Annotated in this window: 20 protein-coding genes, 2 tRNA genes, 2 rRNA genes and 1 riboswitch (1 of these 25 running past the window's edge); of the genes, 7 read left to right on the plus strand and 17 right to left on the minus strand. The window is 56.0% G+C overall.

What is annotated here, in order from left to right:
• Positions 1-2: 2 nt before the first annotated feature.
• The 10 genes from thiS to ACO07T_RS03620 form a co-directional block, all read right to left on the minus strand.
• The gene (gene thiS, locus ACO07T_RS03575) at positions 3-197 is read right to left on the minus strand and encodes a sulfur carrier protein ThiS (protein WP_422048296.1); all 195 of its coding nucleotides are present in this window, start codon (positions 195-197) and stop codon (positions 3-5) included.
• Positions 181-1,158, minus strand: a complete 978-nt coding sequence (locus tag ACO07T_RS03580) for an FAD-dependent oxidoreductase (protein ID WP_422048297.1) — start codon at positions 1,156-1,158, stop codon at positions 181-183. The genes thiS and ACO07T_RS03580 overlap by 17 nt, the downstream gene beginning before the upstream one ends.
• Positions 1,155-1,958: a bifunctional hydroxymethylpyrimidine kinase/phosphomethylpyrimidine kinase gene (thiD, locus tag ACO07T_RS03585; protein WP_422048298.1), complete on the minus strand. Its 804-nt coding sequence runs from the start codon at positions 1,956-1,958 to the stop codon at positions 1,155-1,157. Before thiD ends, ACO07T_RS03580 begins: the two co-directional genes overlap by 4 nt.
• A gap of 48 nt (positions 1,959-2,006) precedes the next feature.
• Positions 2,007-2,114, minus strand: a riboswitch (TPP riboswitch).
• A gap of 92 nt (positions 2,115-2,206) precedes the next feature.
• A complete protein-coding gene (bfr, locus tag ACO07T_RS03590; RefSeq protein ID WP_209078364.1) occupies positions 2,207-2,695 on the minus strand; it encodes a bacterioferritin in 489 nt (162 codons plus the stop codon).
• Positions 2,670-2,936, minus strand: coding sequence for a (2Fe-2S)-binding protein (locus tag ACO07T_RS03595; RefSeq protein WP_209078363.1), 267 nt, complete (start codon positions 2,934-2,936; stop codon positions 2,670-2,672). Before ACO07T_RS03595 ends, bfr begins: the two co-directional genes overlap by 26 nt.
• Positions 2,937-2,948: 12 nt before the next feature.
• A complete protein-coding gene (gene hemP, locus ACO07T_RS03600) occupies positions 2,949-3,104 on the minus strand; it encodes a hemin uptake protein HemP (protein WP_422048299.1) in 156 nt (51 codons plus the stop codon).
• Positions 3,105-3,277: 173 nt separating this feature from the next.
• Positions 3,278-4,204, minus strand: a complete 927-nt coding sequence (locus ACO07T_RS03605) for a metal ABC transporter permease (RefSeq protein ID WP_422048300.1) — start codon at positions 4,202-4,204, stop codon at positions 3,278-3,280.
• A complete protein-coding gene (locus ACO07T_RS03610; protein ID WP_422048301.1) occupies positions 4,201-5,406 on the minus strand; it encodes a metal ABC transporter permease in 1,206 nt (401 codons plus the stop codon). The genes ACO07T_RS03605 and ACO07T_RS03610 overlap by 4 nt, the downstream gene beginning before the upstream one ends.
• 3 nt (positions 5,407-5,409) lie before the next feature.
• Complete coding sequence (locus ACO07T_RS03615) at positions 5,410-6,216, minus strand: metal ABC transporter ATP-binding protein (protein WP_209084709.1); 807 nt, start codon at positions 6,214-6,216, stop codon at positions 5,410-5,412.
• Between the two features lie 10 nt (positions 6,217-6,226).
• Positions 6,227-7,129: a metal ABC transporter solute-binding protein, Zn/Mn family gene (locus tag ACO07T_RS03620; RefSeq protein WP_422048302.1), complete on the minus strand. Its 903-nt coding sequence runs from the start codon at positions 7,127-7,129 to the stop codon at positions 6,227-6,229.
• A gap of 249 nt (positions 7,130-7,378) precedes the next feature.
• Between ACO07T_RS03620 and deoC the strand changes: the two genes are divergently transcribed.
• The 4 genes from deoC (at position 7,379) to ACO07T_RS03640 (ending at position 15,377) form a co-directional block, all read left to right on the plus strand.
• On the plus strand, positions 7,379-8,371 hold the full coding sequence (gene deoC / locus ACO07T_RS03625; RefSeq protein ID WP_422048303.1) for a deoxyribose-phosphate aldolase: 993 nt from the start codon (positions 7,379-7,381) through the stop codon (positions 8,369-8,371).
• A gap of 19 nt (positions 8,372-8,390) precedes the next feature.
• Complete coding sequence (locus ACO07T_RS03630; RefSeq protein ID WP_422048304.1) at positions 8,391-10,736, plus strand: aldehyde dehydrogenase family protein; 2,346 nt, start codon at positions 8,391-8,393, stop codon at positions 10,734-10,736.
• Positions 10,737-10,847: 111 nt separating this feature from the next.
• Positions 10,848-11,330: an RNA pyrophosphohydrolase gene (locus ACO07T_RS03635; protein ID WP_422048305.1), complete on the plus strand. Its 483-nt coding sequence runs from the start codon at positions 10,848-10,850 to the stop codon at positions 11,328-11,330.
• Between the two features lie 978 nt (positions 11,331-12,308).
• Positions 12,309-15,377 carry a pentapeptide repeat-containing protein gene (locus tag ACO07T_RS03640; RefSeq protein ID WP_422048306.1) on the plus strand — a complete coding sequence of 1,023 codons (3,069 nt, stop codon included), beginning with the start codon at positions 12,309-12,311 and terminating at the stop codon, positions 15,375-15,377.
• Between the two features lie 145 nt (positions 15,378-15,522).
• On the opposite strand, the gene ACO07T_RS03645 is transcribed toward ACO07T_RS03640, so the two are convergent.
• Positions 15,523-15,924 carry a hypothetical protein gene (locus ACO07T_RS03645; protein ID WP_422048307.1) on the minus strand — a complete coding sequence of 134 codons (402 nt, stop codon included), beginning with the start codon at positions 15,922-15,924 and terminating at the stop codon, positions 15,523-15,525.
• Positions 15,925-16,059: 135 nt separating this feature from the next.
• Between ACO07T_RS03645 and ACO07T_RS03650 the strand changes: the two genes are divergently transcribed.
• Positions 16,060-16,347, plus strand: coding sequence for a hypothetical protein (locus ACO07T_RS03650; RefSeq protein ID WP_422048308.1), 288 nt, complete (start codon positions 16,060-16,062; stop codon positions 16,345-16,347).
• 393 nt (positions 16,348-16,740) lie between these two features.
• On the opposite strand, the gene ACO07T_RS03655 is transcribed toward ACO07T_RS03650, so the two are convergent.
• The gene (locus ACO07T_RS03655) at positions 16,741-16,911 is read right to left on the minus strand and encodes a hypothetical protein (protein ID WP_422048309.1); all 171 of its coding nucleotides are present in this window, start codon (positions 16,909-16,911) and stop codon (positions 16,741-16,743) included.
• Positions 16,912-18,003: 1,092 nt separating this feature from the next.
• Between ACO07T_RS03655 and ACO07T_RS03660 the strand changes: the two genes are divergently transcribed.
• Positions 18,004-18,080: transfer RNA gene (locus tag ACO07T_RS03660), tRNA-Arg, on the plus strand.
• Between the two features lie 100 nt (positions 18,081-18,180).
• Here ACO07T_RS03660 and ACO07T_RS03665 read toward each other — a convergent pair.
• A complete protein-coding gene (locus ACO07T_RS03665; RefSeq protein WP_209064530.1) occupies positions 18,181-18,651 on the minus strand; it encodes a YHS domain-containing (seleno)protein in 471 nt (156 codons plus the stop codon).
• Positions 18,652-18,787: 136 nt separating this feature from the next.
• On the opposite strand from ACO07T_RS03665, the gene ACO07T_RS03670 reads away from it, so the two are divergent.
• Positions 18,788-19,348, plus strand: a complete 561-nt coding sequence (locus tag ACO07T_RS03670) for a TetR/AcrR family transcriptional regulator (RefSeq protein WP_422048310.1) — start codon at positions 18,788-18,790, stop codon at positions 19,346-19,348.
• 365 nt (positions 19,349-19,713) lie between these two features.
• Here the strand turns inward: ACO07T_RS03670 and ACO07T_RS03675 are convergent, their stop codons facing one another.
• The 4 genes from ACO07T_RS03675 to ACO07T_RS03690 all read right to left on the minus strand — a co-directional run.
• Complete coding sequence (locus ACO07T_RS03675) at positions 19,714-20,412, minus strand: hypothetical protein (RefSeq protein ID WP_422048311.1); 699 nt, start codon at positions 20,410-20,412, stop codon at positions 19,714-19,716.
• A 222-nt stretch (positions 20,413-20,634) separates the two neighbouring features.
• Positions 20,635-20,711 (minus strand) — tRNA-Met (locus ACO07T_RS03680).
• 120 nt (positions 20,712-20,831) lie between these two features.
• Positions 20,832-20,946, minus strand: a 5S ribosomal RNA gene (gene rrf, locus ACO07T_RS03685).
• A gap of 93 nt (positions 20,947-21,039) precedes the next feature.
• Positions 21,040-22,436: ribosomal RNA gene (locus ACO07T_RS03690) — 23S ribosomal RNA — on the minus strand; it runs 1,432 nt beyond the window's last position.

A 22,436-nucleotide genomic window follows, 5' to 3' on the forward strand; every position in this document is an offset into this window, starting at 1 on the left:
ACTCAGCCCCCCTGCATCGGTGCGACAACTTCGATGCGGTCGCCATCATTCAACGCCTGAGCATCGCGCATGGTGGCCGGCACAAAGGTTTCGTTGAGAGAGGTCGCCACGCGGCCCGAGAAACCGCATTCTTCCAAAAGCGTGGCAAGGGTGGTGGCGGCGACGTCGCGCGCCTCTCCGTTAAGCACGATCTTCATCGACCATCTCCGAATGTGTGTTGTGAAGCGCCAGATCTGCCACGCCGCGCGCCAAGGCCGGTGCGAGCAGATAGCCGTGGCGGTAAAGCCCGTTGGCATAGATTGTACGGCCCAAGCGGCGAATGCGTGGCAGGTTGTCAGGGAACGCAGGGCGCAGATCGACGCCAATTTCCAGAACTTCGGCTTCGCCAAAAGCCGGGTTCAGCGCATAGGCCGCGCTCAGCATTTCCAGCATGGAACGTGCGGTGATGCGGCTGCTGTCTTCGCTTTCAATCATCGTGGCGCCAAGCATGTAGATGCCTTCACCGCGCGGCACAATATAGAGCGGGATACGTGGGTGCAGCAGGCGCACAGGGCGGGTGATTTCCACGTCCGGGCAGCGGATGATGAGCATTTCGCCTTTCACGCCGCGCAGATCATAGAGGTATTCGCGCGCGGACAGGCCACGACAGTCGATGGCGTTTTCCAGCGACGACGAGGCAAGGCGTTTGTGGAAGGGGACACCTTTGTCTTTCAGACCCCGGTAGAGATCCTGAAGCGCCTGCCGTGGGTTGAGATGCGCCTCACCTTCAAAGAAAAGGCCTTGCCCAAATCCATGCAGATCCGGCTCCAGCTCGGTGACTTTTTCGCGCCCCACCTCGACAAACTGTTCCGTGCGGCGGGCAAAGCGGCGCAGGTCTGGGAGATCCCGCTTGCTGGCCACAACCAAAGTGCCGGACTTGGTGACAGAGGTCCGCCCGGCCCACCAAGCAATCGCCTCTTGCCCGAGCCGCAGCACAGGTTCTTCGGCGTTTTCATATTCACACCACGGGGCAAGCATGCCGCCGGCCCACCAGCTGCAACTTTGCGCGCCCGGCTCACCGGCGGGATCAAACACCTGCACCTCGGCCCCGCGTTCCACAAGTTCCGTGGCCACAGCCAAACCGGCCACGCCCGCGCCTATGACGGAATAAAGCGTCATGCCGGCCAAACGCGGTGGAAATGGTGCAGCGGCCCGTGGCCCTTGCCGATATTGAGATCATCAGCCGCAGCAATCGCGCCCTGTAGATAGGCGTGCGCTTCGCTCACAGCATCCTCAAGGTTCAGCCCCTTAGCCAAGCCTGCCGCAACCGAGGACGAGAGGGTGCATCCGGTGCCATGGGTGTTGCGGGTGTTTTTGCGCTGCGCTGTAAATTCGGCGGCAACACCTTCAGGCGACACCAGAAAATCTCGGCAAATCTCCCCGCTCGCATGGCCGCCTTTCATCAGAACCGCCTGCGCGCCCAGCGCACAAAGTGCCTGCCCCTGTGCCACCATGTCCGCATCATCTACAGCAGAAGCTTGGTCAAGAAGCCGCGCGGCTTCGGGGAGGTTGGGTGTGATCACCGTCGCGCGTGGCACTAAAACCTCACGCAGTGTTGCCACCGCTTCATCGGCCAAAAGCGCGTCACCGGATTTTGCGATCATCACAGTGTCGAGCACCACAGGGCCCGAGAAATCCCTGATGGCCTCAGCAACCGTTTGGATGATCTCCGGCGTGGCCAACATGCCTATTTTGATGGCGTTGACGTCCATATCTGAGAGCACTGCATCAATCTGTGCACGCACCACATCAAGTGGGATGGGATGCACGGCCGTCACGGCTTGGGTGTTTTGCGCTGTCACGGCCGTGATCACACTGGTGCCAAAGGTGCCCAGCGCGGAAAACGCCTTCAAATCTGCCTGAATACCCGCGCCGCCGCCACTGTCAGAGCCGGCAATTGTCAAAGCGATACGTGCCAAAATGGCGCCTCCCAGTTCGCAAACGGGATTCCGCACGGCAAAAACGTCATCTTCTTTGACACCGTTCCCTCCGCCGGAATTGCCCGGATCAGGTTCGATGGGTTTACGCAAGCGCGACTCTCAGCCCCAACAAGTGGGACACCCCAACGGTTTGGGCGATGCTTACAAAAGGCCGGACGCAACGTCAAAACAAAACGACACCCTTCGGGGCGAAAGGTGCCGATGTTTGTGAGCACGATGGCGCGGGATCAGGAGTCGTCCTGATCCATCTTTCCGGCATTGAGATGGGCATATTTCTCTGCCCCGATGCGTTCATGCAGATCGATCTGCGTTTCAAGAAAGTCGATATGCCCTTCCTCGTCCTGCAGGAGATCTTCAAACAGCTCCATGGAGACAAAATCATCCACGCTCTGACAGAACTTACGCGCCTCGGTATAAAGCGCGCGGGCGCTCTCTTCAGCCGCTAGGTCACACTCAAGGGTTTCCAACGGCGTTTGGCCGATGCGCAAAGGGTCTAATTTTTGTAGGTTAGGATGGCCACCCAGGAAAATAATGCGAGCGATGAGCTTGTCTGCGTGTTCCATCTCTTCGATGGATTCTTCGCGGCTCTTTTTGGCCATATGGATCAACCCCCAATCTTCTTGGAGGCGATAGTGCAGCCAATACTGACTGACTGCGGTCAATTCATGTCTTAGAGATTTATTCAGGTATTCAATTACTTCTGGATTGCCTTTCAATGGGTGTCTCCTCCGCCTGTGGCTTGCGCAGACTGCGCAAATGCGCCGGTACGGAGAGGTTATCATTTTTACGCATTGTGTCGAGGAACAGCGGCATGCAGCCGCCGCAATCCGCCGCCTTGCCCAGTGCGTGGTAGACCTTCCCTGGGTTGATCAGGGCAGAGGGGTCCGAGGCCCGCATCCAATCGATGGCTGCATGGATCTCGTGATCCGAAATATTCATACAGTGGCAAACGATCATGGCGAGCTCAAATCACTTGGTGAGGATCAACTTGCCCTGCCGCGTAATGCGCAAGGTGTATTCTGCTTCATTCAGCCGAATGCGCGCCAGATTTCCGCCATCGGTCAGAATCTCCGCGTCATGGATCGGCGTCGATTGCACAGTGTTTGCGTCAAAGCGGTCGGTCATATTTGAACTCTTATTTTCTTCGCGTGACATAGCATTTCGCCTTCCAGATGTAGGCACAGTCTCTTCACCCGCTCTCGATTCGGCTTTCGCACAGGAACAGCGCAAGGTGAGTGCTTTTTCTTACTGAAACAGTAAGAAAGGTCAATCAGAGTTTTTTAATCAGGTTTAAAATTTTAGAGAGCAGGCGCGCCTGTGCGGTGGCGGTGGGGCGCGCAGAGGGCCGCAACGGCCAAGATGAGACCGGACACAGTGGCGATCATGCCTGCCGCGCTCACGGCGTCCTCAAACCCGATCCACAAAGGCCCGTATCCTGCCAGAACGTAGCCAAGCACAGCGGAGAGTCCCGCAAACGCCACGCTCCATGCGATTTGATGCTCAAGACGGTTGGTCATCAGCCGCGCGGCGGCGGGCGGGCAGATGAACGTGGCGATAACGATGATCGACCCGACCGCATCAAAGGCCGCCACAGCAGCCAGTGCCGAGACCATCACCACAGCGATGCCAAGCGCGGTGGTTGGCACGCCCATGGACTGCGCAAAGCTCTCATCAAATGTGGAAAGCACCAAGGGCCGCCAAAACAGCCAAAGGAACACGACCACCCCGAAAAGAGCGATGGCAACGCGGGCCAGCTCTGGTGGCAAACCCGCAAGCGCCACTGGGTCCAACAGGCTTTCCCAGCCAATCGCATCCAGCCAGATCAGGCTTTCCAGATTGCCGTAAAGCGCGTGCTCCACATCCAGGTGCACGCCTGAGGTGTCGCTTTGCTCCAACAACAAAACGCCAGCCGCAAAAAGCGTGGTGAAGGTGAGCCCCATGGCGGCCCCAGGCTCGATATTGCCCAAACGACGGATGGCCTCGATCATCACCACGGCAACAACGGCCGCACCGGCCGCACCAAGCATCATTGGCACGGCCGCGACGATGCCGGTGAGCAGAAAGGCGGTGACAATACCCGGCAAAACCACATGGGAGATGGCATCTCCGATCAAGGCCTGTTTGCGCAGCAAAAGAAAGTTGCCGGGGAGCGCACAAGCGATGGCCGACAGCACGCCGATCAACATTGGGGTTAGTGACAGAGGGACAAATTCCGCACCGCTCATGGCTGTACCTCTTTGGGGCCACCAATCCGGTGGTCAATCTCGGCAATCTGATCAGCGGTCAGCACGGTTTCAATGTCGCGCAGCCCGTCGTAAAGCGCGGCGGCACTTTCAAAAGCCTGATCCTGACGCACGGTTTCCCAGCGCTTTTCATCCCGAAGCGCCTTGGCGGCACGCGCCCGGCCTGTGTCGGTGGCAACGCCATCGGCATGTGCCAATCCGGCACGGCGCAAAAGACGCAGCGTATAGGCCTCATAGATCGGTTGCCCCTGTGCCAAAGCCAATAGCCCCTGCCGCAGATGGACCCGGCGTTGGAACCGATTATGGCGGATCCCGACTGCAAGCAGACCGCGATTGGGCGCGAGCAGAAGCGACAGAGCAAAGAGCGCAAAGCTAACCAAAACGATGATCGGACCGGTCGGCAGCGCTGGCGCAATGGCCGAAAGGCTGGCTCCGATCCACGCGGCGGCACCGCCGGCAAGACCAGCGATCAGCGTCATATGGTCGGTCCGATCAGTCCAGAAACGGGCCGTGACCGGCGGGATAATCAACATCGCGACAATCAGGATCAATCCGACAATTTTCAAACCAATCACCGTAACTGCCATGGCCAGCGCCATGATCGCCAGATCCATGCGTTGCACATTCAACCCGCGCGCGGCCGCATATTCGGGATCAAATGCCAGCAGCGTCATTGGGCGGCGCAGGATCACAACCGCCAAGAGTGTCAGCGCGCCGCCTATGGCGATAACCAGCGCATCGTTAAACAACATGCCCGCCGTGGCGCCGAGCAGGAAACTCTCAAGCCCTGCAGCACGCCCGCTGCCCATGGTCTGAATGACCGTCAGCAAGACAACGCCAAAGCCAAAAAACACCGAAAGCACTGCACCAATTGCGGCGTCCTCAGAAAGCCGGGTGCGCTGGGTTAGCAGGTTGACGCACAGCAGCCCGATCCACGACGAGAGCGCAGCCCCCATCAGCAGGCCAGGCAATGACCGCCCGTCGCCGCCAAGCAGCACCATCACAATAAAGGCCAGCCCGACACCGGGCAGGGTCGCGTGGCTGATCGCATCACTGACCAGCGCACGTTTGCGCAGATAGAGAAAGGTTCCGGTAACGCCGGATGCGACACCCAGCAAAGTGGCACCCACAGTCACCAGCGTGGCATTGTAGCCAAGCTGCAAAGTCAGAGCGTCAAGCAACATGGGTTAGCCTGCCGCAAGTTCCAGCTGATCGATCTGCCCGGTTGCCAGACGTCCGCCGTAGGTCTTGTGGAGAGTGTCCGGTGTAAAGGCCTCCGCCACAGTGCCTTCGGCAACTTTGCGGGTGTTGATCAGGAACACACGGTCAAAATAGGTGGGAACAGTGGTCAGGTCATGATGCACGGCCACCACGGTTTTGCCCTCAGAACGCAGCGCCTTGAGAACGTCGATGATGGCTTTTTCGGTTGCGGCATCTACGCCCGCGAAAGGCTCATCCAGCAGATAAAGATCTGCGTTTTGGGCCAAGGCACGCGCAAGGAACACGCGCTGTTGCTGACCACCGGAAAGCTGGCCAATCTGGCGCTCTGCAAATTCGGTCATGCCTACACGCTCCAGACAGGCGCGTGCTTTGTCCATATGGTGCGGGCGAATGCGGCGCAGCAGGCCCAGCTCTCGGGACAGCCCCATCAGCACCACATCAATCACACGGGTTGGGAAATCCCAATCCACACTGGCGCGCTGTGGCACATAAGCAATGCGGTGTCGCGCAGACTTGAGTGACTTGCCAAAGACGGTCGCCTGCCCCGCGAGAGGCGACACAATCCCGAGCGCCGCCTTCAGCAGGGTCGATTTACCCGCGCCGTTTGGCCCGATGATTGCGGTCATGGAGCCTTCGGTCACGGTCATATCAACAGAAAACACAACGGGTTTCTGACCGTAAGAGACGGTCATGCCACGGATCGCCAGCGGGCTGTCAGAAACAGAAGAAGATGAGGGCGCTACACCCTCGTTTGCTGCCAGGGAAACGCTCATCCCTTTCTCCTTATGACCCAACCGTCAGATCACCAGACATCCCACGCAGCGGTGCCTGTCCGCCAAGCGCCCGTGAAATCACGGTGATGTTGTGGTCAATCATTCCGACATAGGTGCCTTCATAGGTGCCTTCCGCCCCCATGGCATCCGAGTAAAGCTCGCCGCCAATCGCAACCTCATGGCCTTTGGCCGCAGCGCCTTCAACAAGGGCGCGGATCGAACGGTCGGAGACGGAGCTTTCGACAAACACGGCGCCGATCTGGCGCGCGACCAACATATCAACCAGTTCGCCAATCCGGTTCAAACCGGCCTCTGACTCGGTTGAAATGCCTTGGATGCCCATTACCTCAAACCCATAGGCCTGGCCAAAATATCCAAAGGCATCATGGGCTGTCAGCAGAATGCGCGCCTCTTGCGGCACGGAGGTCAATGCATTGGCCGCATAGTCACTCAGGGCATTGAGTTCCGCCAGAAACTCTACGGTATTGGCTTCAAACTGCGTGGCCGCTTCCGGCATCTTTTCTGCAAGCGCATCGCGGACACGCTCTGCGACGAACACCCAAAGCTTTGGGTCCATCCAGACGTGAGGGTCAAATTTGTCCTCATAGTCGTCATGGCCGCGCAGAAGCGCCTTTGGCAATGTGTCTGTCACCGCAACAACGGTCCCGCGCTTCTCCAGCTTGTGGAAAAACTCTTCCATCTGCGCTTCGAGATAGAGGCCGTGCCACAACACAAGGTCCGCCTTGGTCAGTGCCACGATATCGGTGCGGGTCTGCCGGTAAGCATGCGGATCAACACCCGGCCCCATCAGCCCCTTTACTGCGATCAGGTCTCCGCCAATGCGGCGCGCCGTGTCTGCAATCATCCCGGTGGTGGCCACAACCTGCAGCTTACCCGCAGCGAATGCGGGCATTACAGCACCCAAGCTTGCCGCTGTGGTTGTCAAAATAAAGTCACGCCGAGAGAATCGCATTCTGCCCTCATTCACCAGTTCAGATTGAATATGAGAACCATTCTCAAGTATGTCAACGCTATTGCGACTTATTCGCATCTTTTACCTGACCATATGGTCAAAAAATGAGCAAATGCGCCCCACCATGCCTTGCCAAGCACTCATATTGTAGGGCATTTTGAAGCCTGTTTTTCGCAACAGGATAGGCCGATGGCTACGTCAACACTGACCTCCGAAGGGCATCAGCTGCCCACCGCACTGGAGCCGCGCAACCCCGGCATGGCGCTGGATCTGGACTGGGTGCGCAGTGCGCAGGCCAACACCTCAGCTATTGAACGCCGCGCCAAGACGCTGCCGGGCCGCAGGTCTGTCAAAAAAGACTATCAGGCGGCGTGGTTGTGCAAAGCGATTTCGCTGATCGACCTGACGACGCTCTCCGGGGATGACACGGAAGGCCGCGTTGAACGCCTTGCAGCCAAAGCCGCCCAGCCTGTCCGCGCCGACCTGCTGGCCGCACTTGGCATGGAAGGCCTAACCACCGGTGCTGTCTGCGTGTATCACGATATGGTCGAAACGGCCGTAAACGCCCTCAAAGGCACCGGCATCCCGGTCGCTGCAGTGTCCACCGGTTTTCCTGCGGCCCTCTCCCCGTATCATCTGCGCATTGCTGAGATTGGCGAAAGCGTAAAAGCAGGTGCTGAAGAAATTGACATCGTCATCACGCGCCGTCACGTGCTGCAGGGCAACTGGCAGGCTTTGTATGATGAGATGAAAGATATGCGCGAAGCCTGCGGCGATGCCCATGTGAAAGCCATTCTGGCGACTGGCGAGCTGGGCACACTGCGCAATGTGGCAAAAGCTTCGCTTGTCTGCATGATGGCAGGCGCTGATTTCATCAAGACCTCCACCGGCAAGGAAAGCGTGAATGCCACCCTGCCCGTCACCCTCGTGATGATCCGCGCGATCCGTGACTATTACGAGCGCACAGGTTTCCGCGTGGGCTACAAACCTGCGGGCGGCATTTCCAAAGCCAAAGACGCACTGGTTTATCTGTCGTTGATCAAGGACGAGCTGGGAGATCGCTGGTTGCAGCCTGACCTCTTCCGCTTTGGCGCATCTTCCCTGCTCGGCGACATCGAACGCCAGCTCGAACACCACGTCACCGGCCAATACTCGGCCTCCTACCGCCACGCGATGGCTTGATCCGAGAAAGGCTGACACAATGACCGTAAAAGAGATTTTTGAGACCATGGAGTATGGCCCAGCCCCGGAAAGCGCCGCAGAGGCGCTCGCGTGGATCGTTGATCAAGGCGCCGCTTTTGGTCATTTCATTGACGGCGCCTGGAGCGCGCCGCGCAAGGATTTCCAATCCAAAAACCCCGCCAATGGCGAAACACTTGCAGATCTGACGCAGGCCTCCCAAGATGAGGTTGACGCGGCTGTGAAGGCCGCGCGCAAGGCGCAGGGCAAATGGGAAGCGCTTGGCGGGCATGGCCGCGCGAAATACCTCTATGCCATTGCCCGCCTGCTGCAGAAACACGCACGGCTGTTTGCGGTGCTTGAAACGCTGGACAACGGCAAGCCGATCCGCGAAAGCCGCGACATCGACATCCCGCTGGTGCAGCGCCACTTCTACTATCACGCGGGCATGGCGCAGCTGATGGAAGCAGAACTGCCCAACGCTCAAGCGCTGGGTGTTTGCGGCCAGATCATCCCATGGAACTTCCCGCTGCTGATGCTGGCGTGGAAAGTGGCCCCCGCGCTTGCCATGGGCAACACTGTGGTGCTGAAACCGGCAGAATATACCTCCCTCACCGCCTTGCTCTTTGCTGACATCTGTCAACAAGCGGGCCTGCCTGCAGGTGTGGTGAACATCGTTACCGGCGACGGTGCGGTCGGTGAAATGATCACGACGCATGACGACGTCAACAAGGTTGCTTTCACCGGCTCCACGGAAGTGGGCAAGCGCATCCGCGAAGCCACCGCAGGTTCGGGCAAATCCCTCACACTGGAGCTGGGTGGCAAGTCGCCCTACATCGTGTTTGAAGACGCAGACATCGACAGCGCCATCGAAGGTCTGGTGGATGCAATTTGGTTCAACCAAGGCCAAGTCTGCTGCGCAGGGTCCCGCCTGCTGGTGCAAGAAGGCATTGCCGAGCGCTTCCACGCCAAACTGAAGGCACGCATGGACGGGCTGCGCATTGGCAACCCGCTCGACAAATGCATTGACGTGGGCGCTGTGGTGGATCCGGTGCAGCTGCAAACCATCACCGAGATGGTCGCAAGCAACACCGAAGGCGAAACCTACAAGGCCGCCATCGACATGCCGGTGGAAGGCTGCTTCTATCCGCCAACCCTGATCACCGGCCTCGCGCCCTCTTCCAAGCTGATGCAGGAAGAGATTTTTGGCCCTGTGCTCGTCTCCACCACCTTCCGCACACCATCTGAGGCGGTACAGCTGGCCAACAACACGCGCTATGGCCTCGCCGCGACGCTGTGGACGGAGAACGTGAACCTTGCGCTCGACATCGCGCCCAAACTCGCCGCCGGCGTGGTTTGGGTGAACGCCACCAACCTCTTTGATGCCGCTGCAGGCTTTGGCGGCGTGCGTGAGAGTGGCTATGGCCGCGAGGGTGGTTGGGAAGGACTTGCCGCCTACACCAAACCCAAAGGCACCGCCAAAGCGCTCAAACCGGTTGAAGCCTTCACCGGCGACAAAGGCCCGGTGGATCCACTAGACCGCACACCGAAACTCTATGTCGGTGGCAAACAGGCGCGCCCCGATGGCGGTTACAGCCAGAATATCTACGGCAAAAACGGCGCACTGCTTGGCCAGGCGCCGATCGCCAACCGCAAAGATGTGCGCAACGCTGTAGAGGCTGCGCATGCGGCCAAAGGCTGGTCCGGCACCACAGGCCACCTGCGGGCGCAAATCCTTTACTACATCGCCGAAAACCTCTCGGCTCGCCGAGAAGAGTTCGCGCGCCGCATCGATGCGTTGACCGGCGGCAAAGATGGCGCAAATGAAGTCGAAGTCGCGATCAGCCGCCTGTTCACCTATGCGGCCTGGGCCGACAAATACGACGGTCAGGCCCATGGCGTGCCCATTCGTGGCGTCGCCCTTGCCATGAAGGAGCCAGTCGGTGTGATTGGCGCGCTTTGTGCGGACGAAGCTCCGCTTCTTGGCCTGATCTCTGCCATGGCTCCAGCCATCGCAATGGGCAACCGCGCCGTGCTTGTCGCCTCCGAGGCTTTCCCGCTCGCAGCGACTGATTTCTATCAGGTGCTGGAAACCTCCGATGTGCCAGCCGGTGTGGTGAACATTCTCACCGGATCTCACGCGGAACTCGCAGGCTCCCTGGCCGGGCATCTGGATGTTGATGCCGTCTGGTCGTTCTCCAGCACCGACTTGGCGCAGGAGATTGAGGCCGCAAGCGCTGGCAACCTGAAGCGCACCTGGGTCAACAACGGCGCTGCCCGCGACTGGCAGAGCGCAGATGGCGAAGGACGCGCCTTCCTGCAGGCCGCAACCGAGGTCAAAAACATCTGGGTGCCTTTCGGCGAATAAGGCAGGCCCTCTGGAAACTCAAACAGCCCCGCCCCGTGCGGGGTTGTTTTCATTTGCGACCCTCTTTCGGGGGCGATACCAGTGAGGCACCATCAAGTCAGGGAGCCCGCTATGACACCAGAAGAGATCGCAAAATTGCCCTACCGTGAAAACGTGGGTGTGATGCTGGTGAATGGCGACGGCCATGTGTTCGTCGGCCAACGCCTCGACAGCGAGGTCCCAGCTTGGCAGATGCCCCAAGGCGGGATCGACAAAGGCGAAAGCGCCAAAGACGCCGCCCTGCGTGAGCTCGAAGAGGAAACTGGCGTCTCTGCAGATCTGGTGACGGTCGAAGCGGAGACAGCAGACTGGATCGCCTATGATCTGCCGCATGACATCGTGCCGCGCATCTGGAAGGGCCGCTTTCGTGGACAGAAACAAAAGTGGTTTCTTCTGCGCTTCCACGGCACCGATCGCGATGTGAACATCGCGGTGGATCATCCGGAGTTTTCCGAATGGCGCTGGCTGCCGGTCGATGATTTGGTCGACAACATCGTGCCGTTCAAACGTGAAGTCTACGCCCAAGTGGTGGCGGAATTCGCCGACAAAGTCTGAAGCGGCAAATGCTGCGCGGCGTGCATCAACATCCCCAATGACATTCCAGAACATCGCCGCTAGAACACATACACGACGGCCCCGTGGCTCAACTGGATAGAGCAGCCCCCTCCTAAGGGCGTGTATGCCTGTGTATGCTGAACAAAAAACACAACGAAACTCCATGAGTTAAGCTCGGAAGGCAGATTGTGTTTGTTGCGAAAAAAGACACAAACAGACAAAGCATGACAAAAATGCTGGATTTGGGAGGCCGTTTTCGGAACCCATCCAGCAAAAAATCCGGCACCATTTCGGGCACCGACTCAACAAACATTCGACATACACGGACTTTCAGGCGGCGGCTAAGAGCTGGTCCAAACTAGGAGCTCTTAGAAAATAAAAATCTACCTAAGGCTGTTTAAATATGGGAGCGCCTCAAATTGCCCCTGCTTAAAACACCATACTGTTTAGCCGATTTCTCAACACAGCGACTGCGATCGGCGCACCTCATAGCAGATAAACCAATATGCTTTGAGGTACCTGAGCCTTTGAAGGCTTCATTGGCATCGGTCACGGCCAAGAACTGTGAGATGTCTAACAGTGGTACCTGCTTGAATCGCCGCGCTAGAGAATCAGCTCCGAGAGCGTTTGACATGCAATCAGTAGGTCCGCGGTTCAAGCCTGCTTGAGAGAGCCGTAAATACATTTAAAATCAATTACTTAATATAAATCCCTCTCGCGCATCACAAGTTCTGAAGACTTGCCGAAAGCAATACGAAAGCGCCGTGTCGCAGAATCGTGTTTAGCTTAAGGCAACTAGAACTTATGCCGTAGTGCAGTCTTAAAACTGTCAAAGCCTAGCTAGAAGAAGTTCGACGCTTCAAGCAGCGCAACCGGATCCCTTCCCGCCACAGAACTAATCCCTGCATAACAAACAGTCTTGATTCAACCAACGGAAAGGTTGTTATGATCAACAACTAATAAGAGAAAGACATTTTGATGCCGATAAATTTTGAAAAACCGACCGCACAAACGGATTGGAAAAACGCAACCTTCGCTGCTGCGCAAATCACGATAAAAGCGTTCGGCATTACTGACCCCGCATCTGCAGCGAAAACGGCAGTGTCACTCTACCCCATTATTGAGAAGTTTAATGAAGCTATAGCAGGGATTGAAACTCGAACCCCTGAAAACTTGGCCTACAAATGGCTTTCCCTCACTCTAGCTGAGGCGACAGCGCAAATTCTCAACCGCCTTCGAAGAGAAACAATATTACAAGCCTCCACGCTAGACGGCGCGACGCGCACATTTCTCGAAAAAGCGATGGATATCCGCCCTGCGGCTAAGTTTGACACGTTAGCCATAGAAAGCCCGGCCTCGCATGACGCATTCGAACCGGCTAAATCTGCACTGGGCGATTTAATTTCTAGCGTAACATCTTGGACAGAATGGGATTCCAAAAAATGGCAAGTCGCGTTTGACGAGTGTATTGCGCAAGCCTCGCAGAAAATTTTTGCCACTTGCCACGACGATCTATCGGGCATCATCAACACTGTATCGGGGCCAGCCAGCGCCGCGCTGCATAAAGAAATCGCATGGGCGCGGCACTATGAATGGATCAACAAACTCTTCCAACTGGATCCAGTTTTCTCACCAGACGGCAAAGTCGAAACGCCTCTAAGCGAGCTCTACATTCGCCAGCGCTGCTACTGGCATGAAGAATACGAAGTGGAATCCAAAGACAGCCGCGACATAAAAAAAAGATGGCGGGCATACTTGGGTGACCTGCACGAAGTCATAGAAGAATGGCTAAGTAACTCCAAAAAACAGCCAATTCATGTCATCACTGGCGGCCCCGGGTCCGGGAAATCATCCTTTGCCAAGGCATTAGCGTCAGAAACAGCAGAACGTGGCCGCCACCGCGTTCTCTTCGTAGAGCTGCAACGCATGGCGCTCAGTAAGGATCTTTACCGCGATATCGAAGGGTATTTCAAAAAGCGCCATCGGCCTACCGGAAATATTGGTTCACCGGGGTTTGACGCCAACCCGTTGGATTGGGCCAAGACCGACAATCGACCAGTTTTGATCGTCTTCGACGGCTTGGATGAAATCACTCAAGATAGCGAACATGCCAAGGAGATTGCGCGCGATTTTATCCTCAACGTTCACCGTCTGCTGAACGAGCAAAATACGGACGGCGGTCAACTTCGCGCCGTTATTTTAGGACGGAATGCCGCCTGTCAGAACGGCCTTGATGCTGCAGGTTTACCACTAGAAACGATGCTGAATGTGGCCCCCATCCGTAAACTAGACCAAGATGACCTTTTACCCGCCACACGCAGCCATGAAGACGGCAATAATGTTGATTTCGTTGAACTACCAGAATCGCTCATAGCGGATCAAAGGCCTGACTACTGGGACAAGTGGCAGCGCAGCCAAGGTTTGCAACAGCCAGAAGTTCCGAATGCGATCACAGCTGCTGAACTATCCGATCTGAATGTAGAACCCCTGCTATTACACCTGCTTATCCTATCAGACTTCTGCGGGGATCGCTGGAAAGAGGCCTCGCAAAATCGCAATCTTGTTTACTACGACATCCTAACGCAGATCCACACCCGTAATAAGAAAGAAGACAAGGCGGGAAAACAACTTTGCCAGAGACAGTTCTTCTTATTAATGGAATGCCTTGGCCTTACCGCGTGGCATGGCAACCTGCGTACTGGAGATGAAAAAACATTCATGTCTATTCGCGATATTCATGCTCTAACACTTAAAAGAGAGCTAAAAAACTTCGCGCAAGCTGACCTGGATAGCATGGTCTTGCAGACTCACGCCCGCAAGGTTGATGGGGCAGAGCCGGGTTTTGAGTTTATTCATAAATCATTTGGGGAATATCTGGCTGCACGAGCATTAGTCAACATCGCTCAGCGCACCGTGCGGCGAATGAACAATAGCGATGATCCCATTGATGAAGAAACCGCCACACAGGAATGGGTTAAACTGGTGGGGACTGCTGAGTTAACACCTGAGATTTTGAAATTCCTGAAAGATGAAGTGAAACAGGAGCAAGATTCGGCAAGTCTACAGGCAACGAAATCGGCGCTTGAGACACTTCTGGTTTGGGTTGACACAAACGGGATGCCCGTTGGCGCAGAGGTGTCAGGCAGCTTCAGAACAAAAGAAAATGTGCAAAGATGTGCCGAAACTGCCTTATTTGCCGTCGCATTTTCCGTGACACAGCAATTGGGCCGAGCTTCAGAAACGACCGAACGCCTGCAAATCGCTTGGGATGACAAATCATACGGTCCCATTCGCATGCTTCATCGCCTGCAGGCCACAACTGAAGGTATAGCCAAACAGATATTAGGCAAACTGAACCTCGCAAAGGCGAAATTGACTTACGCAAACCTGCACAACAGTGACCTCTCCGGGGCGGACCTTAGCGGGGCGAACCTTAGAGGGGCGGACCTTAGCAAGGCGAACCTTAGCAGGGCGAACCTTAGCAGGGCGATCCTTAGAAGGGCGTACCTTATCATGGCGCACCTTAGAGGGGCGGACCTTAGAGGGGCGGACCTTATCAGGGCGGACCTTATAGAAGCGGACCTTAGGGGGGCGGACCTTAGAGGGGCGAAGCTTATAGAGGCGGACCTTAGCAGGGCGGACCTTAGAGGGGCGGACCTTAGAGGGGCGGACCTTAGCGGGGCGGACCTTAGCAGGGCGAACCTTAGCAGGGCGAACCTTGGAGGGGCGTACCTTATCAAGGCGGAACTTAGCGGGGCGGAGCTTCAATCTGCTGATCTGGCGGATTGCACATTAGCGCTCATATCCGCCAGATCAGCAGATTTTACCAAGACTGATCATCTTGATCCAAACACTGTCAAATCATTCTTTGGTGTGCGATCTGGTAATGGGAAAACCCTTTTACCAGCCCATTGTGATTATCCAGAATTTTGGCACGTTGCTGATGACGGTGAAACAGAGAACTGGGAACAGCATCAAAGATACGAGACGGCGTACAGAGGATGGCGCGCCAAACAAGCTTTGTATCGCCCTACCACCGCTGCATAAACATGGCACCGCCCGAACCTTATCTAGGCCTTCGCGCGGTGCAGGCCTGCGCCTATGTAACGTAACCTTATGCAACCTCATCCTCTGCCCCGCGCACAAAGACATAGCGTTCTTTTACGTCTTGCAGTTGCTTGCCTGCACGTTCTCAGTTGGCCTCTGCAGCCTCGCTCGTGCGCTCTGCAAAGGCTTTGAGGGTGGTGGGCAATTCCTCACGCTTCCACCCCTCAATCGCGGCCATAGCAATGCAGGTGCTTGTCACCTGTTTCAGCAGGCTTGCGGTGTGTGCTTCGCGGCGAACCTCTTTCATAGGGTTGGGATCGGCACCGCTGCGCATTTCGATCAGGTCGTCATTCATCTCGGCATGGACCACATCCCAGAGAGAATGGTTCGGCCAGCGGGCGCGGTCGCTGTCGTTTGGGTCTGGTTCTGTGTAGCGGATACGCTCACCCGGCGAACGACACAGATCCCTGAACTGGTCAAAGAACTGCCCCGACGCGAGGATGCTCCATCGGTCCTTAAGCAGCGCTTTGCCTGCGCGAAACTCCACCCGCCAAACTTAGTTCTGCGCGGCTTGTTCATTTGCAGGCATCAACGGTCCGGCGATGTGGCCCCTGTGTAACGTATAGGGGGCGTTTGTGTTCCCCACACCAGTCTGTAGCGTATGGTTCCAGATGTCCTACCAATGCCGTTTTACATGCGCGATGACTTCGGCGCGCTTGTTGTAAATTATGACCTGCCGGTTGGTGATGCTGCCAGACGTGACCGACGACATCCGACCGGATTTTCCATGCACTGCCACATCCTCAAAGGCGATGTGATCGCGGCGTCCGGCGGCGCTTGGGCGATCAGGTTGTTTGGTTCCAGCACCAGATTATTGACCAGCACATCGACGCAGAAATCCGCGGGTGAGATGCTGACATCGTCTGGCCCATATTGGACACCAAAGGCGGCTATTATACGCTCTGCGTGAGCCTTGACCGCGCCTAGCCCCCCTTTGTGAGCGAGCTGCAATCCCCACAGACATCAATTTCAAGCCGTTGCAGCCCTTACCACACGACTCGCCAGGTCATGCTCATAGTGAAGCCCGACGGTGAGCTCGGCATTTACGTCCAATTGGTCTTTGAGGCAGAACAAACTCCCTTTTCTTGTTTGACTGCGAAGTCAAAAAGACCAAAAATCAGGTATTTGGTATGGGGCTTATATAAGAGAAATCGACGGTGCACCGGGTGAGGCCGGGGGGTCGGGGTCGCCTGCCGGACGGGGCGCTGAGGGGCGAACGCCCCCTAGGTAGGGCGGCGCTCTATGATGTAAAATCAGGGGGTTAGCTGTGGTTCATCCAGCAATCGCTGGATTTTCGCGCTTTTTAGCTGTCCATCGCCCGAAGCTCCGCCTCTAGCGCGGCGCGTGACATTTCCTTGACGGGCTGTGTGCTGTCGAGCGCTTCGCGTTGGTTGCGCCCCAGCAATTGCTGCATTTCTGCCAGTGTGCGGGCCGCTTGTGATTTTGCGGCTGTGAGCGCGTCTGAGTCTTGCATGACGGCATGCTGCGGCTTCCGCCGTGAATATGGAAGCTGTCTAGACTATCACTAGACGGTCGACTGTCTACGGCACCTCGCATCAGTCTGGCCTCTGTTTGCCAGTTGTCCTTTGAGGCTAAGGTTCTGGCAGTAAACGGCAAGGAAGCCGGATGCCCGGGGCGTGCTGAACTGTTTAGAGTGCGAAGGGAATGGCGCTAGCTTCTAGCCCAGAAACTACCCAAATAGCCGCTGTCGCCAATTGCTGACTGCCGCCTCTATGCCGTCGCTTCATCGTTCACCGACCTCAAGCATGACGCGGCGCATATCGTGCGGTGTGCCGACGGCGGAGATATGCGGGGCGAGCACCGCGATCACGGCACGTGGCAAGCCGCCGTCGGCAAGGCGAAAGCCCACAACCTTGGCTAAGTTATTTTGGGTCCAAAACTCCTGACACACAGCACAGGGGCGCTAGGAGGACTAGCGTCCCTATATTTATACTATATACTCTTTTATTATATATTTCGTTAGACACACTAATTGAGTTAGCGAAAACAAGCACTTAACCCCGCCTTACGGGGTCCATTTTCAGAAAAACCAGTAAGACAAACAGTCTAGCGTCTAGCGACGCTGGACGGCGACTAACGGGCGCGGACTCAAAGTGTGGGGTTTCGGAGCATAGACGTTAGACAGTACCGCGTGGTTTGTCTTGGCTGTCTAGGCAGGGCCTTGGCAGGGCCTTGGCCGGGTAGCGCCGCCCCTAGCGGTGGGGCGGCACGTGTTTTTCGGGGGGTTAAACCGCGTTCGCGAGGGCGGTCATGGCCTCGGCTTCCCGAGCGCAAATGCAAAAACGCGTGCTGAGAACTCAAGCAATACACATTGTCGTCTCCCTTGTTGGACGAAGTGATAAGCAAAAAGACCGCTGAAGTGGGGTTTGGATGGCTGCTGGTTTCTCGTCCTAGACCACGGACAACACGCGAACACGGAGGGGTGCCGCGAAACGTTAATCCAGCAATTATCCAGCATTGCTGGATTTTCGGGATTCTGAAAAATTTGCGATGAACAAGTTTTTTTGATTCAAGCCCCTGTATCCTAACGCTATATCCAAGGCACGGCCCCGTGGCTCAACTGGATAGAGCAGCCCCCTCCTAAGGGGCAGGTTGCAGGTTCGAATCCTGCCGGGGTCGCCACTCTCACCCGCCACATACACATCAACGAGCTCCTTCAGGCACAAAAAAGCCCCTGCCGGGGAAGGCAGGGGCTCGGGGGGAAGACGGAAGTCGTCAGGGGTTATTGAAGGGCTTCCGGTGCTTTGTCAGCGATGTCAGTCCAGTTGGTGTCTGCGCGCTCGATGAAGCCAGGGACGTCTTCTTCCCAGCGCACCTGAATGTCTTGGGACAGGTTCAGGAACAGTTCGCCGTCAACGATTTTCCAGTACTCTGGGTCACCGTCAAATTTGAAGCCCATGGCCGCCCCAAAGGCGCAGTAGCCGCCGTACTGAGGCAGGTAGGCTTCTGGATCTGCTTCAAAAGCAGCTTTGTGCTCTTCGTTCGCGAAGCGGTAAGTCGCGTCGTTGTAGATGGAAGAGATGCGGTAGTCGCCTTTGGTTGGCTCACCTTGGGTGAAATATGCAACCGGGTCGTAGCCCTGCAGCGCCAGGCCGGTGGAGCTTGCGTTCAATTCAACGCCTGCGGCGATGGAAGACGTTGCGAGAGCAACAGACAGAGCTGCGCCGGTGACCAGTGTCTTGAAGATTTGCATTTGGAAACTCCTTAGCGTTTTGGATCTCGTTAGGAACTGCTTGGTTCCTTATGGGGAATGATGTAACATTGGGAACCGAATGGTACAAATCACATCGATGTGAGCACGCAGACACATTTGGAAAGACGAGAGGCAAATGGCGAGACCTAGGGAATTTGACATCGACCAAGCGATGGATGGTGCCATGGAGATATTCTGGCGCCAGGGCTACAAAGCGACCAACCTGCCAGACTTGCTTGCCGCGATGGGACTAACCCGCGGCAGCTTCTACAAGGCGTTTGAGGATAAAGAGAGCGTCTATCAGGCGGCACTGGAACGCTATGATCAGACGGTCGTAACCACCACACTCGGCATCCTGCGTGGATGCGAAGAGAGCTCCGCCACAGACTGCCTGATGCCGATGTTCACTCCCTCTGACAAATCGAGCTTTGGCTGTTTTATCTGCAACGCCATGGTCGAGGTTGCCCCCGAAAACCCCGATGTCGCCCGCAAGACTCAGGAGATGGCAGACCGACTCCGCGGTGGTATCTTGTCAGTTCTGGAAGCCAAGGGTGTGGGCCAAACCGCAGCTTACAGAGAAGAGCTGGCAGATGTGATCCTGCATCTCTATTTCGGGTTTCAATCTATCGGCAAATCCGGCTCTTCCCGACAAGACTGGCGCGGCCGACTGCAACACCTTCTGGAAGAGGGGGAGTGAGCCGCGGGAGTGAGAGCCGCTTGGCGCCTCTTTTGATGGTCAGAGCGGAGTTCAGTAGCCCAAGCACGAGGCAACAGTGACGCTCGGTGTGCCCCTGTGGTAATGTCTTGGGATGATGTTCAACACTGACAGTTAGGGAACTCCTTCCAAGCGCACTCTGTACTATGCCCTTAGCAATGTTACCCAAAGGCACGCGGCGCGTCGTCAGAGCAATGGCTTTCGACTGAGCCTCTGCAGTCAAACCGGCAGCCATATGATCGGAAAGTCTCTCTAGTCGGCGTTTCGGGGGAACCCGACGCAGGACCTCTCGGCCACTCAGCCTAAATCCTGCGCACAATCACAGATTGCCCTACCAAAATTGTGCACTAGCCGTCTTCAGACAACGCATTTCCTGCGTCTGCTAGAATTTTTCGGCGCTGGTAGATCTGGCGTCTCTCTGTCGGTCCACCGTTGGTTAAAGTGCTGCCAAGTCTTTCCGTTTCACTGGAAAAATCTCTCGAAACGAACAGGTCAACTTTTGTCGATCGACCAGCAAAATCAAAGTCAACATCGACTTCAGCGTAGTAAGTAGATGATCCAACCAACTTTGGACCAAAGTTAATACTACGCATCTTTTCTTTGTGATGTCCGGCAAAGTACTTTTGCCATTCAGCCTCCTGGACAAGGGAAAACTCAACGTTGCGAAGAAGGGCAACACATGTTCTCGGTTGGCACCCTGGGAACGCAACTTTCCAATAGTTTTTCGGGTAGTCAGCGTCATAGAAAATGATATTCATTGCCTCTAAGCCGACGGGATCGAACCACTTCACAAGCTTTTCCAAGCGGCTTTCCCGGGAGTCATTTGGCCCCATGCCTTTGATCCAATCCACAGCGTATGTGCTAGAAGCTTCTAGATCCTCACCAAGCAAAACTTCTAAGGCTTCAATCGAAAGGTCCAAAGCTCTGTAGGTTTCAACGGCCAGCTGATCGTCGGTCTCTTCGTTTGGGCTCAGCCAAAGCCAAAATCCGCTAACGATCGCTGCTACACAGACCGCAATGGACCACAACCGCACTCTCCGATCCATCCCGCCTCTCTTTCTGCAACGCAGTTTAGCCCCTGAGAGCTAGTCCTCACAAGTCAGGATACACTTACTCCGATTAAGCGTTGTCGTGACCTTGCCTAAGAGGTGTTGCGGTATTTCCGCAAAACGCTGGCAGCGACCTGTCACAATGCTTCCACGAGTGACATAACACAAACGCGAGGATCGCTCCTTGGGGCGTTAAATTTTTGCTATTAAACGTTATTTTGGTTGCGGGAGTAGGATTTGAACCTACGACCTTCAGGTTATGAGCCTGACGAGCTACCGGGCTGCTCCATCCCGCGACGCTTTTGATCTTGGGCCATTTTTGGCTTTGAGATCTGTCGCCCTTCAGGACGTTTTTGTTGTTCTGAAGGTATTCTTTGTATCGTTTTGAGAGATGTTTTTTTTGAGCTATTTTCTAGGTTTGGCGATGACCTACTCTCCCACAGCTTAAGCAGCAGTACCATCGGCGCTACGGTGCTTAACGGCCGGGTTCGGGATGGGACCGGGTGTTTCACTCGCGCTATGATCACCAAACCGAGGAAATAGCTCGGTTTATGTGTTGTCCAAGTCAGTATACTGATTGTTGTGTATGCTTTTGTGTCCGTAAAAGTCTTTCTTTTACTGGATCAAATCAAGCCTATCGGACCATTAGTACCGGTCAACTGAATGCATTGCTGCACTTACATCTCCGGCCTATCGACGAGGTGGTCTACCTCGGTCCTCAGGGATACCTTGTTTTGAGGGGGGCTTCCCGCTTAGATGCCTTCAGCGGTTATCCTGTCCGATCATAGCTACCCTGCACTGCTGCTGGCGCAACAACAGGTCCACCAGTGGATCGTTCACCCCGGTCCTCTCGTACTAGGGGCAACTCCTCTCAAGTATCCTACACCCACGGCAGATAGGGACCGAACTGTCTCACGACGTTCTAAACCCAGCTCACGTACCTCTTTAAACGGCGAACAGCCGTACCCTTGGGACCTGCTCCAGCCCCAGGATGAGATGAGCCGACATCGAGGTGCCAAACACTGCCGTCGATATGGACTCTTGGGCAGTATCAGCCTGTTATCCCCGGCGTACCTTTTATCCGTTGAGCGATGGCCCTTCCACTCGGGACCACCGGATCACTATGGCCGTCTTTCGACTCTGCTCGACTTGTCAGTCTCGCAGTCAGGCTGGCTTCTGCCATTGCACTCAACGAGCGATTTCCGACCGCTCTGAGCCAACCTTCGCGCGCCTCCGTTACGCTTTAGGAGGCGACCGCCCCAGTCAAACTACCCGCCACACAGGGTCCCGGATCCGGATAACGGACCGCGGTTAGACATCAAGCAATGCAAGGGTGGTATCTCAAGGGAGGCTCCACCAAAACTGGCGTTCTGGTTTCAAAGCCCACCACCTATCCTGCACATGCATGGCCTGATGCCAGTGTGAAGCTGTAGTAAAGGTGCACGGGGTCTTTCCGTCTAACCGCGGGAAGCCTGCATCTTGACAGGCAATTCAATTTCGCTGAGTCGATGTTGGAGACAGCGGGGAAGTCGTTACGCCATTCGTGCAGGTCGGAACTTACCCGACAAGGAATTTCGCTACCTTAGGACCGTTATAGTTACGGCCGCCGTTTACCTGGGCTTCAATTCGGAGCTCTCACCCCTCCTTTTAACCTTCAGGCACCGGGCAGGCGTCAGACCCTATACGTCGTCTTGCGACTTCGCAGAGCCCTGTGTTTTTAGTAAACAGTCGCCACCCCCTGGTTTGTGCCCCCAGCCAATACTTGCGTAGAAACTGGGCCTCCTTCTCGCGAACTTACGGAGGTATTTTGCCGAGTTCCTTCAACATCGTTCTCTCAAGCGCCTTGGTATGCTCTACCAGTCCACCTGTGTTGGTTTAGGGTACGGTCTCATGGAGGGCTATTTCCAGGAACCAATCAGCGGCCCGCCCAATCCGATAAGGGCGAACAACCTTCATGATCCGTCACATCCTCCTGGCCTAGGAATATTAACCTAGTTCCCATCGGCTACGCCTTTCGGCCT

Origin of the sequence: Shimia sp. (genome assembly GCF_965227725.1) — a bacterium.
Taxonomy (GTDB): domain Bacteria; phylum Pseudomonadota; class Alphaproteobacteria; order Rhodobacterales; family Rhodobacteraceae; genus Shimia.

Bases quoted from the DNA above. Each gene is read 5' to 3' on its own strand.
- thiS (WP_422048296.1), bottom strand. From the start codon at position 197: ATGAAGATCGTGCTTAACGGAGAGGCGCGCGACGTCGCCGCCACCACC.
- ACO07T_RS03580 (WP_422048297.1), bottom strand. From the start codon at position 1,158: ATGACGCTTTATTCCGTCATAGGCGCGGGCGTGGCCGGTTTGGCTGTG.
- ACO07T_RS03595 (WP_209078363.1), bottom strand. From the start codon at position 2,936: ATGATCGTTTGCCACTGTATGAATATTTCGGATCACGAGATCCATGCA.
- hemP (WP_422048299.1), bottom strand. From the start codon at position 3,104: ATGACCGACCGCTTTGACGCAAACACTGTGCAATCGACGCCGATCCAT.
- ACO07T_RS03605 (WP_422048300.1), bottom strand. From the start codon at position 4,204: ATGAGCGGTGCGGAATTTGTCCCTCTGTCACTAACCCCAATGTTGATC.
- ACO07T_RS03610 (WP_422048301.1), bottom strand. From the start codon at position 5,406: ATGTTGCTTGACGCTCTGACTTTGCAGCTTGGCTACAATGCCACGCTG.
- ACO07T_RS03615 (WP_209084709.1), bottom strand. From the start codon at position 6,216: ATGAGCGTTTCCCTGGCAGCAAACGAGGGTGTAGCGCCCTCATCTTCT.
- ACO07T_RS03620 (WP_422048302.1), bottom strand. From the start codon at position 7,129: ATGCCCGCATTCGCTGCGGGTAAGCTGCAGGTTGTGGCCACCACCGGG.
- deoC (WP_422048303.1), top strand. From the start codon at position 7,379: ATGGCTACGTCAACACTGACCTCCGAAGGGCATCAGCTGCCCACCGCA.
- ACO07T_RS03630 (WP_422048304.1), top strand. From the start codon at position 8,391: ATGACCGTAAAAGAGATTTTTGAGACCATGGAGTATGGCCCAGCCCCG.
- ACO07T_RS03635 (WP_422048305.1), top strand. From the start codon at position 10,848: ATGACACCAGAAGAGATCGCAAAATTGCCCTACCGTGAAAACGTGGGT.
- ACO07T_RS03640 (WP_422048306.1), top strand. From the start codon at position 12,309: ATGCCGATAAATTTTGAAAAACCGACCGCACAAACGGATTGGAAAAAC.
- ACO07T_RS03650 (WP_422048308.1), top strand. From the start codon at position 16,060: ATGCCGTTTTACATGCGCGATGACTTCGGCGCGCTTGTTGTAAATTAT.
- ACO07T_RS03655 (WP_422048309.1), bottom strand. From the start codon at position 16,911: ATGCAAGACTCAGACGCGCTCACAGCCGCAAAATCACAAGCGGCCCGC.
- ACO07T_RS03665 (WP_209064530.1), bottom strand. From the start codon at position 18,651: ATGCAAATCTTCAAGACACTGGTCACCGGCGCAGCTCTGTCTGTTGCT.
- ACO07T_RS03670 (WP_422048310.1), top strand. From the start codon at position 18,788: ATGGCGAGACCTAGGGAATTTGACATCGACCAAGCGATGGATGGTGCC.
- ACO07T_RS03675 (WP_422048311.1), bottom strand. From the start codon at position 20,412: ATGGATCGGAGAGTGCGGTTGTGGTCCATTGCGGTCTGTGTAGCAGCG.